This is a genomic window from Streptomyces sp. NBC_00554 (genome assembly GCF_041431135.1).
Taxonomy (GTDB): domain Bacteria; phylum Actinomycetota; class Actinomycetes; order Streptomycetales; family Streptomycetaceae; genus Streptomyces.
On record NZ_CP107799.1, the window covers coordinates 5,762,603 to 5,776,803 of the forward strand.

The following is a 14,201-nucleotide window of genomic DNA, read 5'->3' on the forward strand; positions in this document are numbered from 1 at the left end:
CCCCGTTGAGCGACCAAGGAGTCATCATGAGCACCACCCAGAAGATCGCCGTCATCACCGGAGCCAACCGAGGTCTCGGACGCGCCTACGCGCTGCATCTCGCCCGGGCAGGCGTCGACGTCGTCGTGACCTATCGCAACAACCGGGCCGAGGCCGAGGAAGTCGTGTCCGCCATCACCGACCTGGGACGTTCCGCCGTCGCGCTGCGGCTCGACACCAGCGTCGTGAACACCTTCGCGGACTTCGCCGAGCGGCTCGGCACCGAGCTCCAGGCGCGCTGGGGCAGGACCACGTTCGACTTCCTCGTCAACAACGCCGGCACCGACCTGACCGCCCCGTTCGCCGAGACGACCGAGAAGGACTTCGACGACCTGGTGGACGTACACCTCAAGGGCGTGTTCTTCCTGACACAGACCCTGCTGCCGGCGCTTGCCGACGGCGGCGCCATCGTGAACGTCTCCAGCGGTCTGACCCGCTTCGCCGTCCCGGGGCATTCCGCCTATGGCGCCGTGAAGGGCGCGGTCGAGGTCCTCACCCGTTACCAGGCCAAGGAGCTCGGCAGCCGCGGTATCCGCGTGAACACCGTCGCGCCCGGGGCGACCGCGACCGACTTCGGCGGCGGCATGATGCACGACGAACAGGTCCGCAACTACCTCACCTCGCAGGTCGCCCTGGGACGCGTGGGCGAACCCGACGACATCGCGGGCGCGGTGACGGCACTCCTCTCGGATGCGAACCAGTGGGTCACCGCGCAGCGCATCGAGATCTCCGGCGGACAGAGCCTGTGAGTCCCATGACCGACCTGACCGGCAGGACGGCCGTGGTCACGGGCTCCGCCCGCGGCATCGGCAAGGCGATCGCCCTGCGCTACGCACGCCTCGGCGCGAACATCGTGGTCAACTACGCCTCCAGCGCGAAGGAGGCCGATGCCACGGTCGCGGAGATCGAACGTCTGGGCGCGGCGGCGATCGCCGTACAGGCCGACGTGTCCGTCGTACCTGACATCCAGCGCCTCTTCACCGAGGCCACCGACCGTTTCGGACAGGTCGACATCGCTGTCGCCAACGCGGGTGTCGAGCTCATCGGCATCGATTTCCTCGACATCACCGAGGAGCAGTTCGACCGTCTCTTCGCCATCAACACCCGGGGCACCTTCTTCACGCTCCAGGCGGCGGCGCGGCACGTCGTGAACGGCGGCCGGATCATCTACGTCGGTTCGAGCACGACGACCGTGCCGGTCCGCGGCGAAGGACTGTACGGGTCGAGCAAGACAGCACCGCGCTACGCCGTCCAGGTCCTGGCGCAGGAACTCGCCGACCGCGGGATCACCGTCAACACAATCCTTCCCACAGCGATCGAGGGCGCGGGCGTGTTCACCGAGCCGGACCCGAACCCGGACCAACCGCACCACCCGGTACGGCAGTTCGTCGCCCAGCCCGGGCGCATCGGCCGCCGGATGGGGACCGTCGACGACGTCGCGGACGCCGCCGAGTACCTCGCCTCCGGCCTCGCGGCCTGGGTCAGCGGGCAGAGCCTCCTGATCAGCGGGGGTGCACTCCAGTGACCTTTCCGAACACCCACCGATCGGAGTCCGACCATGACCGCGACCGTGACTGACGCGTTTCGCACCCCCGTCCGGCCCGGCTGGGCGAGCCTCGTCTCGGCCGACCCGCGGACCGTCGCTTCCTTCTACGAGGCCCTGCTGGGCTGGGCCGTCACGGAGACCGACGGCCGACTGCTCGCATCCGCCGAGGGCACGCCGGTTGCCGACATCAGCGACATCGCCACGGCTGATGGGCCCCCTGGATGGCTCGTTCACTTCGACGTCGACGAGCTCGACACCGCGCTGACCGCCGTCTCCAAGGCCGCGGGCACGGTCACCGGAGGCTCCGCCGTCGTCACCGACTCCAACGGAACCCGGTTCGCGCTCCGCGCCCCCGCCCCACAGCACCGTGAGCGGCGCCCGGCGCCCGGCACCCTCGCATGGGCCGAACTGATCACCGACGACGTCGACACGTCCGCAGCCTTCTACCGCGGGGCCTTCGGGTGGGAGCTCACGGAGCCGAGCGGTCCCCTCGGCCGCCGCGAGTGGCAGGCGTACGGCAGGTCGTTCTCCGGGCTCCTGCCCCGGCCGCCGGCGATGCCTGCCGAGACGCCCGCGTACTGGGATGTGTACTTCGCCGTCGATGACATCGAGGTCGCGGCGAAGGCCGCCACCGAACACGGCGGCACCCTGCTCATGCCGCCGACGCCGGTCGGGATCGGCACGATCGCGGTCTTCCTCGACCCGGCGGGCGCCGTCTTCACCCTCGTCCAACTCACCGTCGAGGAGGCTGCCGTATGACGACCAACTCGCGCGACAAGACCGGCAAGGTCGGGCTCGTCACCGGCGCAGGATCCGGCCTCGGTGAAGCGGCCGCCGGACGACTCGCCGCGGACGGCGCGCGTATCGTCGTCGCCGACCGTGACGCGGGGGCCGCCGAACGCGTCGCCGCGGAACTCCGTACCGCCGGACACCTCGCAACCGCGTTCGCCGCAGACGTCACGTCGTTCGACGACACCGAGCGGCTCGTCGCTTTCACCGTCACGACCTACGGCGCCCTCGACCTCGCCTTCAACAACGCCGGCATCACGCCCGCCCTGGCCGAGGTCCACGACATCGCTCTCGACGACTGGAACGACGTCATCACCGTCAACCTGACCGGCGTCTTCCACAGCATGAAGGCCGAGATCGCCCACATGCTCGAGGCCGGCGGTGGGGCCATCCTCAACATGGCCTCCACCGCCGGAGTGATGGCCCACGCCGGGCGGTCCGCATACGCGGCCTCCAAACACGGCATCGTCGGACTCACCCGCTCCGCCGCGGTCGAATACGCGAAGCGCGGCATCCGCGTCAACGCCGTCGCACCCGGTCCGATCGACGCCCCATCCGCACGAGCACTCCCGCCGGAGGTCCGCGCCTCGATCGCCACGAAAACCGCGATGGGCCGCGTGGGCCAAGTCGACGAGGTCGCAGCCGTGGTCAGCTTCCTGCTCTCCGACGAAGCCGCTTTCGTCACCGGTTCCGTCTACGAGGTCAACGGCGGCCAGACCCAACTCTGAACACCGCATGGGCGGAAGGGCGCCGACGCGGCGACATGGGCCGCGGCGATCGACGTGATCCGCAAGCCCGCGCCGCCCTATGACGGCGAGGTGGGTCTTGCCGGTGCCCGATGGGTCGAGCAGGATCACGCCCTGGCGGGCGTGGAGGAGGTCGAGCTGTCCGAGGTGCTCGACGGATCCATCCACATGACCTGCCAGCCGTGGCCGTCGAGGTCGTAGAAGCTGCGTGAGTACATGAAGCCGTGGTCCTCGGGGCCGTCGGCCTCGGAGCCGCCCGCCGCGAGCGCAGCCTCAGCGACCGTGTCGACCTCATCGCGGGTTGACACGCTGAAGCAGTAGAGCGCCAGCGTGTGCGTGGTGGGATCGGCCATCGGCAGCTTCGCGAACTGCGCGAACGTCTCGTGGCTGAGCAGCATGACGGAGGCCTGCTCGCCGACCAGCATGCAGGCGGCGGTCTCACCGGTGAACATCGGGTTGTAGCTGAACCCGAGCCGCGCGAAGAACGCCTTGCTGCGCTCGACGTCCGCCACAGGGATGTTCACGAACAGCATGCGACCGGCGTGTGCGGGAGTGGCCATGGTGGGTCTCCAGTCCGAGGTTCGATGATGTACGACTGGGTAGACCGGCCCGGCCTGCGGAACTCATCGATGGATTTCGGAACTCGCATCAAGCGACAGGCCGAAGCGTGATGGGAGCTCCCCGCACACGCCACTTCGGGCCCGCAGCCGCGAACGGCGCCCCCTCCCTCCCGGTGCCGGCCGAATCCCCCGCCGGAGCCGTCGTTTGATCGTCGAGACCGTAGGCGTCCCAGGCATGGCGACGTCCCACACGGCTCTAGGCTGCGCGACGTGATCGCCAACCATGCTCCGGCCTGTTCCTGTTGCGGAACACCCACTCTGGACGAGAAGCGAATAGATGTCCGGTTCGGGCTGCCTGACGTTGCCTTGGCGGCGGGCGAGGAAGCCCGGCACGAAGTCGGTCTCGGCGCTCTTCTTCGGGTCGACGGTGTCGGCTGCTTCATGCGCTGTCTGCTGCCCGTCCGACTTACCGACGACATCGAGCTCGTATTCGGTACCTGGCTGGAGATCAGCGACGTAGAGCTGGATCACGCCCACACCATCTGGAAGGACCCTGCCTACGCGGACTTGACCCTCCGCGGGGCACTGGCCAATTCCATCAAACCCTGGGGCGACGGACTGCTCGGCGCAACGGCCACCGTCGAGGTCCGCAACCCCGACGAGATTCCGTACGTCGTCACCAGCGACCAGCACCTCCTCGCGCACGTCCTGGCAGGAACCTGGGACCGGCACGACGTCCTGAGCTGCCTGGGCCATCCGTTGCCCGTGGCCGTGCGCACGCACCTGGACGAGCACTGGTCCATCGAACGAACCGCCGGCCTGGCGGCGCGGGTCGTAGAAGGCACCTCACAGTTCGCAGCGCCGGGCCATAACGTGCAGGCCGATCTGTTCTCCGGCAGCGCCGGCGACACCCCAGAAGAATTCCTCGCCTCGCTGCTGGTCGGCGCCCCCACAGTGCCGTCCGACCAACAACTCACGGAACAGATCCCGGACGGCGTGCGCCACGCTTTCTGGCTCACCTCGGGCCCGCAGGGCCACGAGCGGCACGAGCTGTACGGATTCACCGTCCACAACAGCGGCACTGGCGCCGGGGTCTACTGCACGTGGGACGCCCCGGAGGACCTCCCATGGGCCCAGCACGTCTGGCGCTCGCTGCACCGAAGCACGGAGGACGAGACCAGAGCGACCGACAGAGGCTGACACAACGAGTGGAACCGTCGCTGGCTGATGCACGTCGCGCAGGACAAGCAGCACGAGGCCAACAGCCACATGGAGTGGCTGCTCAAGCGGCGGCCGGTTGCGAGTGACCGCCCTCGTTGATGTGAGAAGTAGATGTAAAAGGCCCCGGACCATGATCGGTCCGGGGCCTTGTGTCTGGTGCCCCCGGCAGGATTCGAACCTGCGACACCCGCTTTAGGAGTTCGAATCAAAGCGGCGGAGACACGGCCCCACGCAGTTGAGGGGTGGTCGATGAAGGCCGTCTGGGGCTGCCATTGTTGGCGGTCGTTGATGTCAGCGATGGATGTCAATCCGTGCGCTCCGCACCACCGTGCGCCTTGCCCACACCGCATACGACCGGTAGTCGAGGTACGGCCGGCGCCTTCGTCGAGGTCGTTCTGTGCCTCAGCCGACGACAGTCAGCTACGACGGCGGGTGCGTCGACCGATGAGGCGCGCGCATGCCTCGCTGCACCCCCACCGGCTCCAGCCACGTTGTGTGAGTGTGTTGTCGACCCAAAGTGAGCCGCGACGGCTGGCCAGCGACAGCAGCGGAGCCCTCAGCTTGGAAGCTGCGCCATTCTGAGGCATGTTGAGGCGTTTACCTGGGCGAATACTGTCCTGTGGCCTTTTCGGGCTTGATAGCTTGCACCGTGATTCCCTGCTCGATCTGGTGCGGTTGTGGTGCGGCCACCGTTAGCATTCGGAGCACCTGGTGACTCTACAAGACCAGTGCCTCTACAAGCGCCTCAGAGGTGTTACTTGCCTGCGCTGACAAGTCGGCAGATATCGTCGGGTCTGCACTCTGAAACCGTCGGCCGACCCCGCTGTAAGCCTCGGGTAGCGCCGTGATGTCTGCAAGCACGTACTCCGCAGCCTGGCTCAGCGTCTCGTCATCGGTGCGCACCTTCTCCCGGAAGAGAGCCCCTTGGGTATGGAACGCGAGTCGTAGGCGCGGATGCGTACCGTGTCTGGGTCTTTCGGTGGTGGCTGTTGCGCGCCGAACCAGAGATGAACCAGGCAGCGACGGTAGTTGACCAACGCGGAGTAGTCCTGCCGGAGCTTCTCGCGGCGAGTGAACTGATGACTCCTATCGATGGAGCGCTGCTGGAACGCTACTTCACGTGGCCGGAGCAGACGGTCAGTGCAGGACCCAACCTGTCCGGACCGGCTGTTCAAACCGCCGATTGTCAACTACTGGCACCACGTCCAGGCGTGCAGCTGCCCCAAGGGAGCCTGACCTTGATCAGCAGGATTAGGAAGCATCGCCGATGGCCCGCAAAGAGTCGTCCACATCGGGATCATTACTTTCGATGCGGGCTGCCTCGATGATCCTTTTCATGACTGGCCAGAAAGCAGGGAACCGACGGGACGTATGGGACACCGTGAACGTGATGACGGATTTACCTGTAAAGAGGAAGAATTGAGCCTGGCGGTACTGCTTGTCGTTGGTCAAGAAGGTGTAATCGATCAGATGGCCGGAGTGGGCCCCGAAAGTGGCAGGTTCATTGCGTCCGATGTCGAGGTGGTTGAATGTCTGCTCCAGCGTACTCAGATGTTGCGTGAGAAACTGGTCCAAAGACCTGCCGTGTCTGGCCTCATGGGTCACCACGATGTTGGGTGCGAATCCATCCTCTTGTTCAGACTGGACCAAGATCGCCTGAGAACGGTCCTCCCATCCGGGAAGAACTGGAAGCACGATGCTGGCCACACCTGTGAATTTCATGCGCATTCCTCTAAAGGCTTCTTCAAGAGCGACCTCGGCTCCAGCCTCATCACCCATTGCCCACAGCCAGCAGGCGAGTTTCTGACGGCTAGCGCGGGTGTCGGGGTGATCGTTACCCAGCAGTCGCACCTGATCGGTGAGGTTCTGTTCGTACAGCGTGATGGCTCGTCCCAGGTCACCCGCCGACTCGTAGGCATAGGCGAGGTTGCTGCGGGAGGTAAGAGTTTCCGGGTGGTTCTCACTGTGTAGCCGCACCTGATCGGTGAGGGTCTGTTCGTAGAGCGTGATGGCTCGTCCCAGGTCACCCGCCGACTCGTAGGCATAGGCGAGGTTGCTGCGGGAGGTAAGAGTTTCCGGGTGGTTCTCACTGTGTAGCCGCACCCGATCGGTGAGGTTCTGTTCGTACAGCGGGATGGCTCGTCCCAGGTCGCCTGCGGCGTGGTAGGCGCCCGCGAGGTTGTTGCGGGTGGTGAGGGTGTGGGGGTGTTCCTCACCCAGCAGTCGCACCTGATCGGTGAGGGTCTGTTCGTAGAGCGTGATGGCTCGTTGCAGGTCACCCGCCGACTCGTAGGCGCCCGCGAGGTCGTTGCGGGAGGTGAGGGTGTGGGGGTGTTCCCCGCCCAGCAGTCGCACCCGATCGGTGAGGGTCTGTTCGTAGAGCGTGATGGCTCGTTGCAGGTCACCCGCCGACTCGTAGGCGCCCGCAAGGTCGTTGCGGGTGGCGAGGGTGTCGGGGTGTTCCCCGCCCAGCAGTCGCACCCGATCGGTGAGGGTCTGTTCGTAGAGCGTGATGGCTCGTCGCAGGTCGCCCGCCGACTGGTAGGCGCCCGCGAGGTTGTTGCGGGTGGTGAGGGTGTCGGGGTGTTCCCCGCCCAGCAGTCGCACCGAATCGGTGAGGGTCTGTTCGTAGAGCGTGATGGCTCGTTGCAGGTCGCCCGCCGACTGGTAGGCGCCCGCGAGGTTGTTGCGGGTGGTGAGGGTGTGGGGGTGTTCTTCACCCAGCAGCCGCACCTCATCGGTGAGGGTCTGTTCGTACAGCGTGATGGCTCGTCGCAGGTTGCCTGCGGCGTGGTAGGCGACCGCGAGGTTGTTGCGGGTGATGAGGGTGTCGGGGTGTTCTTCACCCAGCAGCCGCACCTCATCGGTGAGGGTCTGTTCGTACAGCGTGATGGCTCGTCGCAGGTTGCCTGCGGCGTGGTAGGCGCCCGCGAGGTCGTTGCGGGTCGTGAGGGTGTGGGGGTGTTCTTCACCCAGCAGTCGCACCCGATCGGTGAGGGTCTGTTCGTACAGCGTGATGGCTCGTCGCAGGTCGCCCGCCGACTGGTAGGCGACCGCGAGGTCGTTGCGGGTGGCGAGGGTGTCGGCATGTTCTTCACCCAGCAGTCGCACCCGATCGGTGAGGGTCTGTTCGTACAGCGTGATGGCTCGTCGCAGGTCGCCCGCCGACTGGTAGGCGCCCGCGAGGTCGTTGCGGGTGGCGAGGGTGTCGGCATGTTCTTCACCCAGCAGTCGCACCCGATCGGTGAGGGTCTGTTCGTACAGCGTGATGGCTCGTCGCAGGTTACCCGCCGACTGGTAGGCGCCCGCGAGGTTGTTGCGGGTGGCGAGGGTGTCGGGGTGTTCCTCACCCAGCACACGCTGGCGTATCTGCTCTGCGCGCTGGAGATAGGTGATGGCGCGGGCGGTCTGGCCGTGTCCTTGAAGAAATAGGGCCGTCCGGTGGAGGACGTACCCCGTGGCTTCGGTCTCAGCTAGGAGGGGGTCTGTGGCAGAGGCGAGGGCATCGATGTGAGGCAGCAACTCCCGCCAGCGGGGCCAGTCTGCGGGGTTGCCTTCCGGGTCATCGGGCAGCGCATCGCGTAAGGCTATGGTCGCCTGCCGATTGGCGCGGTTGATGGGGTCGGGGGCGCGCTGCGGGTCGGTGGGCTCAGGAGTGCGAGCGACGGTCTGAACGAGGCGGTGGGTACTGACGGTTGTCTCGGTGATCGTGATCATGCTGTACGCAGCCAGCAGACCTAGAGCCTCGTCAACGGCGATCGGGTCGTCGTGCAAGGGGGACAGCAGGTCGCGGGGGACGTGTTCAGGGGCGAACCAGGCCAGGGTGCGTAGCAGGTCGGCGGCAAGCGGGTTCTGCTCGGTGATGGCCGCCAGGGTGAGGTGCCAGATACGGGCGATAGTGCGCTCCTGCTCCCCGCCGGCGGGCGAGGCGGCGAACATGCGGGCCGGGTAGCGTCGCAGCCGGTCTAAGTAGGTGGCGGGGGTGAGCGCGGCGTGGCGGACGTAGGCGGCGGCATGTTCCAGGGCCAGCGGCAGATACCCGAGGTCGGCAGCGATGTCAGCCAGGGCCGGATGTTCGGCGGAGTAGGCGGTGATACGGGCTAGCAGGTCAATGGCGGCTGCGGGGGTGAGGGTGTCCAGAGGGACGGGGCGGGCGAGGCGGTGCCAGCCGTGCGCAAGACGGGTGGTGATCAGGTGACGGCCGGTCCTCAGCTGCCCGATGTACGGGGCGACGGTCTCGGGTGCAGTGGCGTTATCGAAGATCAGCAGCCAGCCGGTGTGGGACTGGAGCCACGTGAGCGCCCAGGGCACGGCTTGGTCGCTGGCTGTGGTGGTGAAATCAGCCCGCGGGTTCAGGCGCGCGGCCAGGTCGGTCAGGGCGGTAGTGATGCCGTTGGGGCTGTCGGCGTTGATCCACCAGAGAATGGTGTAGTCGCTTAGGTGCCTGTGGGCGTAGTGCAGGGCCAGGGTGGTCTTTCCGACTCCTCCCAGCCCGTGCATCACCTGGGTGACCACGCCCGCACCATCTGCCACGGCGGTTTCCAAACGGTTCAGGTCCTCCTCTCGGCCCACGAATACATCGCTGGCCGGGGCGGGCAGATTGGTCAGCCCCGGGGGCGGGTCCACCTGTGTAGGCAGGCGGTACGCGTCGGCTGGCAGGACCTGGGTGCGTGCATCGATGCTCGCACCATCGCCTGTACTGATGATCCCACGGTTGGTAGTAGTGGTGGCTGATCGGTGACCGATCGCCTGCACGGTTTGGGCGGGCGTGGGTTCGGGTTGGGTCATCGCTGGATAGTGGCGTTGTCTCCGGTGCTGATGACGCCGGAGTTGTCCTTGGCCACAACTGCGCGCTCCCCGGAGGCTGCCAGGGTCACGCGCGCCTCGACCAGCATGCCGGTCAGCTCGGTGACCAGGGCGCGGTCATCGCGCAGAATCCTCTTGATTTGGGCGCGCAGTCTGGCTTGGAAGTCCTCGTCATCGGGGGCCTCGCTCGCGTCCTTGACGGCTTGCTCCAGATCGGGGCGGCAGTCCTCGCGGCGCCAGATGCGTTGCAAGATGCGTTGCCCAAGCGAGACGGTGGCATCCGCGCTGGCGTCGGTGGTCCGGGTCAGCACGGCGGTGCCGTACGCGCTGACAGCGGCGGTGATATAGGGCGTGATCTCGTTGGCCACTGTTAGCGCGTCCACAACTCTCCCCCTGATGTTCTGTCCCCTAAGCCGGAGGTGCCCCATATCGTGTCACCGCCCCACACGCATTACGGCGGAGTTTCCAAATTATGCTTCCGGCGCGTCGGACAGTTGGTGGACCTGCCTGGTCAGGCACGACCTTGGGGCCATGATCTTCGAGAGTCGCGTCAAAGTGGCTGCGTAAAGCCGTGGAGCTGGTCGCCCCAGCCATGACGTACCTCTTCTACGGCAAGCGGCTGATCGCTGTGTGCGCGGCACGGGCGCTGGCCGGGCTGAAGCGGGGCGGAGACAAGAGCGCAGGCCCGGCCGGGGGTCGGGCCGCGCGCGGGGAGCGGAGCGAGCCGCCTTGAACCAGTAGAGAAAGTTGTAACTCAGTCGGTCGCGTGGGGCTTGTCTTGTCTCGGGTGATGCTTGACGCCGGAGTTGCAGTTGGTGCGTGACGCTCGCTTGGGTTCAGGGCTCTTGGCCTACGCTGCGGTTCATGGGGGCGACGACCTGGAGCGGTGTCCGTAAGCGTGTTGCGGAGTTGGCTCGGGTGGATCGGGCGCGGCAAGTCTTTGGAGCCTGGGACCGGTACGGGGCCCGTGGTCATCACTTCCGGCTTGCTGATCCGCTGTCAGAGTCGGATGTCAGTGAAGCTGAGGCTCAGTGGGGCGTTTTGCTACCGGAGGACTACCGGGGATTCCTGCTTGAGGTTGGTGCGGGCGGTGCTGGGCCGGGCTACGGACTGAGCTCCTTGAGTCGGAGCGACGCCGGGTGGCTGTGGACCGAAGTAGATGGCGGCATGTCGCACGGCCGGTTGCGGTTTCCTTTTCCAGCAGCGGAAGAAAGCTCACAGGTCCAGGCCGAGCACAGTGCCAAGGAACCTGTGGAGTCTGCCTTTGAGGATGACGACGCGTTCCGTGAGGCCTGTCGTGCCTGGTTGGAGGAGGATGAGGCGCTCTTCGACTGGTCGACGTCCGGCGCGGTGAACCTCAGTCACGAGGGCTGCGGTTACTGCTCCTGGCTCGTCGTCTCCGGTCCGGAGCGTGGCCGTATGTGGCTTGATGAGCGTGCGGGAGATGGCACGTTCCATCCCCTTGGGGCGCCTCAGGTGGGGGTCGAGTTTGCGGGTTGGTATCTCGACTGGGTCGAGAAGTCCGAGGCTGTGGCCGGGCGCCCTCGTTAGGAGGGCTTGAACTCCTTCGTGCAGTCCGGGAGTTCTACGGAGTGGCGGTGTGCGAGCGGCAGGAAGAGCACGGGGCGGATCGTCCATGTGATGCGGGTGCTGGTGTGCGTGACGGAAACCGTGCAGGGCTCGGAGCATAGGAGAGCTCTCCTTGTCTCGGCGCGGCCTTCGTACAGCCAGGCCCATGCCTCGTCGGAGGCTTCTGGGTCGAGCGCTGGTGAGATGGTGCGGAGCGCGACTGCGACCCATCTGTCTGCCTGGGGTGCCGAGTAGGCGTCGAAGGATGCCAGGAGGGACGGCCAGCCCGGCTCGGCGATGTCTTGGGTCCAGCATTCGCACCAGTAGCCGCGGCGGGGCTTGTCCATCAGCACGGGTGACCTCCTGGCCGCGCATCGACGAAGAGTTCCGCGGTGACGGTGTAGCCGCCGTTGCTGTCGTGGACGACCACCCGGTGGGCGATGGCGCTGACCATGCCTAAGCCCCGGCCGTGTTCGGCGTCCTCGTCCTGGTGCTCGACCTTCGGGGCAGTGCCGTTACCCCCGCCGTCCGTGACCGAGAGCGCGACGACCTGCGCGGACACCGCGAGGGCCAGATGGAAGCTGCCGGACTCCTGGCCGCTCGCCGTGTGCAGGATCGCGTTCGCGCTCAACTCGCTGACGATCAGCTCGGCGTCCTCGGCCAGCGGTGAACCGCGCAAGATGTCCCTCGTCCAGCGGCGCGCTCGGCTGACCTCTTCCGGGAATCCTGGGCAAGTGAGGCCCCAGACCCGCGCAGTGCTCGTATACTCGTGCATACAAGTTCCTTTATGCTGGTAGGCCGCCATGTGCAGCGGGTTCGGGCTAGACGAGTTTCACGCCGTCGTGGGCGCGGATGGCCGGCGGGGATGTCCCGTCGAGGGAGTCGAGTGCGTCCAGGACGCGGATCGCGTACGCCTCGTCGGCGAGTTCGGTGACTTCTTCGCGGGTGGCCCAGCGCAGTGCGCGGGTCTCGTCCCCGGTGGTGGGCGTCCCGTCGGCGGCCTCACAGCGGAAGACCAGAGAGACGATCAGGCCCGTCATGTTCTTGTAGACGCCGGTGAGGGTCGCGGGAACCGCGATCTTGATTCCGGTTTCTTCGAGGACCTCGCGCTGGAGTGCCTCGGGAATGGTTTCGTCGCGTTCGAGGACGCCACCCGGGGGTTCCCACTGGCCGTTGTCGCGACGCTTGATCAAGAGGGCCCGGCGCTGGTCGTCGATGATGACTCCGGCAACGCTCACGGAGTGCGGACGGTCAGTGCTCACGTTCCTCGGCCCTCTCGGATGGCTAGGCTCTCCACCGTAGCAACAAAACTCGCCCACTCGTCTAGATACCTAAAGGAGTAAACGTGACCTCACTCCCGACCAGCCAGCTCGGCGATCTGGACCCCACGAGCGATCGTGCGGTGTTCCGGCAGATCGCCGACCAGCTGCGCGAGGCCATCGACCGTGGGCGATTCACTGAGGGCGAAAAGCTGCCCTCGGAAGCCGAGCTCGTCGACCACTACGGGGTATCCCGTATGACGGTCCGAAACTCCTTCTCCATCCTCCAGGGCGAGGGCCTGGTGCACGCGGAGCACGGCAAGGGCGTCTTCGTACGACCGCGACCGCCCGTCCGCCGGCTGGCCTCCGACCGGTTCGCCCGGCGCCACCGCGAGCAGGGCAAGTCCGCGTTCATCGTCGAAGCGGACGCCGCGGGCAGTCACCCCCAGGTCGACAGCCTGGAGGTCAAGGAGGAGAAGGCCAGCCAGGACATCTCCACCCGCCTCGGTACCGTGCGGCGCGTACTCGCCCGTCGGCGCCGGTATCTGCTCGACGGGAAGCCGGTCGAGTTCGCCACCTCCTACCTCCCGCTCGACATCGCGCGAGACACCCCGATCGCCAAACCCAACCCAGGTCCCGGCGGCATCTACGCCCGCCTTGAGGAACTGGGCCACCGCCTCGACCACTTCGAGGAAGAGATCCGCGCCCGGATGCCCTCGCCGCCCGAGGTCAAAACGCTCCGGCTGGCCGCAGGTGTGCCGGTGATCCACCTCATCCGTACCGCCTTCGATACGGAAGGGCGGGCCGTGGAAGTCTGCGACACCGTGATGGCGGCGGATGCGTACGTGCTGTCGTACCAGCTCCCGGCTACGTGAGTGTGGATCACCTGATGCCTGGCGGAGCTTGGACAGGTGACGACCGCGAACACAACGACGCGTGTCACGAGCGCTGGTTGCGGGCGCAGAACAGGCGCACTCATCAGCCCGACTACCGGGATGACTGGTTCGACGAGCAGTGCGGCGGTTGCCGGTTCTGGGTCGCGCTGAGCGGAGAGCTGGGCCGGGACTGGGGGGTCTGCACCCGTCCAGGCTCGACGTTCGATGGGCGAGCCCGCTTCGAACACGACGGCTGCGAGTTGTTCGCCATCCGGGAAGACGGTTCCTTCGGGTGAGTTCGCCTCGGTTCGGGCAGTGCAGGGGGAAACCTCTTCAGACTCATACACCCCAATAGGCATACTCATATAGACGAGTGGGCAAGCTGTGCGGCAGGGTGGCCGCGTTCCTGGAGATCGGGTTCGAAGGCTGCATCTTGTACGGACGAGTAGATGGGAAGAATTCTCGCGCACCATGGACGTATGCACGTACGTCGTGCAGGACGCGGAGCGCGAGGCCATCAGCCACATGGACCGGCTGCTCAAGCGGCGGCCGGTTGTGAGTGACCGCCCTCGTTGATGTCAAAAGTAGATGTCAAAGGCCCCGGACCATGATCGGTCCGGGGCCTTTTGCCTGGTGCCCCCGGCAGGATTCGAACCTGCGACACCCGCTTTAGGAGAGCGGTGCTCTATCCCCTGAGCTACGAAGGCGGGGCCTTGCGGGAAACGTGGCGGATGGCTCTGAGTGAGAGGTCAGCCAGGTCTCTGCAAGGTCTGCGCTGTCGTTAAAGGACA

General features: G+C 66.3%; 15 protein-coding genes, 1 tRNA gene and 1 pseudogene. 10 read left to right on the forward strand and 7 right to left on the reverse strand.

Features of this window, described 5'->3' with window-relative positions:
* The first annotated feature begins 26 nt into the window (after window positions 1–26).
* The 4 genes from OG266_RS25435 to OG266_RS25450 are packed head-to-tail and all read left to right on the forward strand — an operon-like array spanning window position 27 to window position 3,102.
* On the forward strand, window positions 27–788 hold the full coding sequence (locus OG266_RS25435) for an SDR family NAD(P)-dependent oxidoreductase (RefSeq protein WP_266460092.1): 762 nt from the start codon (window positions 27–29) through the stop codon (window positions 786–788).
* 5 nt (window positions 789–793) lie between these two features.
* Window positions 794–1,564 carry an SDR family oxidoreductase gene (locus OG266_RS25440; RefSeq protein WP_371548614.1) on the forward strand — a complete coding sequence of 257 codons (771 nt, stop codon included), beginning with the start codon at window positions 794–796 and terminating at the stop codon, window positions 1,562–1,564.
* Window positions 1,565–1,597: 33 nt separating this feature from the next.
* Complete coding sequence (locus tag OG266_RS25445) at window positions 1,598–2,344, forward strand: VOC family protein (RefSeq protein WP_371548615.1); 747 nt, start codon at window positions 1,598–1,600, stop codon at window positions 2,342–2,344.
* Window positions 2,341–3,102 carry an SDR family NAD(P)-dependent oxidoreductase gene (locus OG266_RS25450; protein WP_371548616.1) on the forward strand — a complete coding sequence of 254 codons (762 nt, stop codon included), beginning with the start codon at window positions 2,341–2,343 and terminating at the stop codon, window positions 3,100–3,102. The genes OG266_RS25445 and OG266_RS25450 overlap by 4 nt, the downstream gene beginning before the upstream one ends.
* Before the next feature lie 125 nt (window positions 3,103–3,227).
* Here OG266_RS25450 and OG266_RS25455 read toward each other — a convergent pair whose 3' ends face one another.
* Window positions 3,228–3,680, reverse strand: a complete 453-nt coding sequence (locus tag OG266_RS25455) for a VOC family protein (RefSeq protein WP_371548617.1) — start codon at window positions 3,678–3,680, stop codon at window positions 3,228–3,230.
* Between the two features lie 270 nt (window positions 3,681–3,950).
* Between OG266_RS25455 and OG266_RS25460 the strand changes: the two genes are divergently transcribed.
* The gene (locus OG266_RS25460; protein WP_371548618.1) at window positions 3,951–4,880 is read left to right on the forward strand and encodes a DUF2199 domain-containing protein; all 930 of its coding nucleotides are present in this window, start codon (window positions 3,951–3,953) and stop codon (window positions 4,878–4,880) included.
* Between the two features lie 1,272 nt (window positions 4,881–6,152).
* Here the strand turns inward: OG266_RS25460 and OG266_RS25465 are convergent.
* Both OG266_RS25465 and OG266_RS25470 read right to left on the reverse strand, forming a co-directional pair.
* Window positions 6,153–9,689, reverse strand: a complete 3,537-nt coding sequence (locus tag OG266_RS25465) for a tetratricopeptide repeat protein (RefSeq protein ID WP_371548619.1) — start codon at window positions 9,687–9,689, stop codon at window positions 6,153–6,155.
* Window positions 9,686–10,075, reverse strand: coding sequence for a hypothetical protein (locus OG266_RS25470; protein ID WP_371548621.1), 390 nt, complete (start codon window positions 10,073–10,075; stop codon window positions 9,686–9,688). The genes OG266_RS25465 and OG266_RS25470 overlap by 4 nt, the downstream gene beginning before the upstream one ends.
* A 203-nt stretch (window positions 10,076–10,278) precedes the next feature.
* Here OG266_RS25470 and OG266_RS25475 point away from each other — a divergent pair, with 203 nt between their 5' ends.
* Together OG266_RS25475 and OG266_RS25480 are read left to right on the forward strand one after the other, a co-directional pair.
* Window positions 10,279–10,440 (forward strand): hypothetical protein, encoded by a 162-nt coding sequence (locus OG266_RS25475; RefSeq protein WP_371548623.1) that lies wholly within the window; start codon window positions 10,279–10,281, stop codon window positions 10,438–10,440.
* A 131-nt stretch (window positions 10,441–10,571) separates the two neighbouring features.
* Window positions 10,572–11,258 carry an SMI1/KNR4 family protein gene (locus tag OG266_RS25480; RefSeq protein WP_371548625.1) on the forward strand — a complete coding sequence of 229 codons (687 nt, stop codon included), beginning with the start codon at window positions 10,572–10,574 and terminating at the stop codon, window positions 11,256–11,258.
* On the opposite strand, the gene OG266_RS25485 is transcribed toward OG266_RS25480, so the two are convergent.
* From OG266_RS25485 to OG266_RS25495, 3 genes are read right to left on the reverse strand one after another with little or no spacing between them, the layout of a single operon-like run.
* The gene (locus OG266_RS25485; RefSeq protein WP_371548627.1) at window positions 11,255–11,623 is read right to left on the reverse strand and encodes a hypothetical protein; all 369 of its coding nucleotides are present in this window, start codon (window positions 11,621–11,623) and stop codon (window positions 11,255–11,257) included. The two genes, OG266_RS25480 and OG266_RS25485, sit on opposite strands and share 4 nt — an antisense overlap.
* Complete coding sequence (locus OG266_RS25490) at window positions 11,623–12,051, reverse strand: ATP-binding protein (RefSeq protein WP_371548629.1); 429 nt, start codon at window positions 12,049–12,051, stop codon at window positions 11,623–11,625. The genes OG266_RS25485 and OG266_RS25490 overlap by 1 nt, the downstream gene beginning before the upstream one ends.
* 46 nt (window positions 12,052–12,097) lie before the next feature.
* Entirely contained in the window at window positions 12,098–12,514 is a 417-nt protein-coding gene (locus OG266_RS25495; protein ID WP_371552944.1) for an NUDIX hydrolase, read from the reverse strand.
* A gap of 107 nt (window positions 12,515–12,621) precedes the next feature.
* Here OG266_RS25495 and OG266_RS25500 point away from each other — a divergent pair, with 107 nt between their 5' ends.
* The 3 genes and pseudogenes from OG266_RS25500 to OG266_RS25510 form a co-directional block, all read left to right on the forward strand.
* The gene (locus OG266_RS25500; RefSeq protein ID WP_371548630.1) at window positions 12,622–13,410 is read left to right on the forward strand and encodes a GntR family transcriptional regulator; all 789 of its coding nucleotides are present in this window, start codon (window positions 12,622–12,624) and stop codon (window positions 13,408–13,410) included.
* A 14-nt stretch (window positions 13,411–13,424) separates the two neighbouring features.
* Entirely contained in the window at window positions 13,425–13,706 is a 282-nt protein-coding gene (locus OG266_RS25505; protein WP_266460127.1) for a DUF3027 domain-containing protein, read from the forward strand.
* Window positions 13,707–13,866: 160 nt separating this feature from the next.
* Window positions 13,867–13,986 (forward strand): annotated as a pseudogene (locus tag OG266_RS25510) (oxidoreductase); the annotation flags it as partial.
* 55 nt (window positions 13,987–14,041) lie between these two features.
* On the opposite strand, the gene OG266_RS25515 reads toward OG266_RS25510, so the two are convergent.
* Window positions 14,042–14,117, reverse strand: a tRNA-Arg gene (locus OG266_RS25515).
* Window positions 14,118–14,201: the final 84 nt, after the last annotated feature.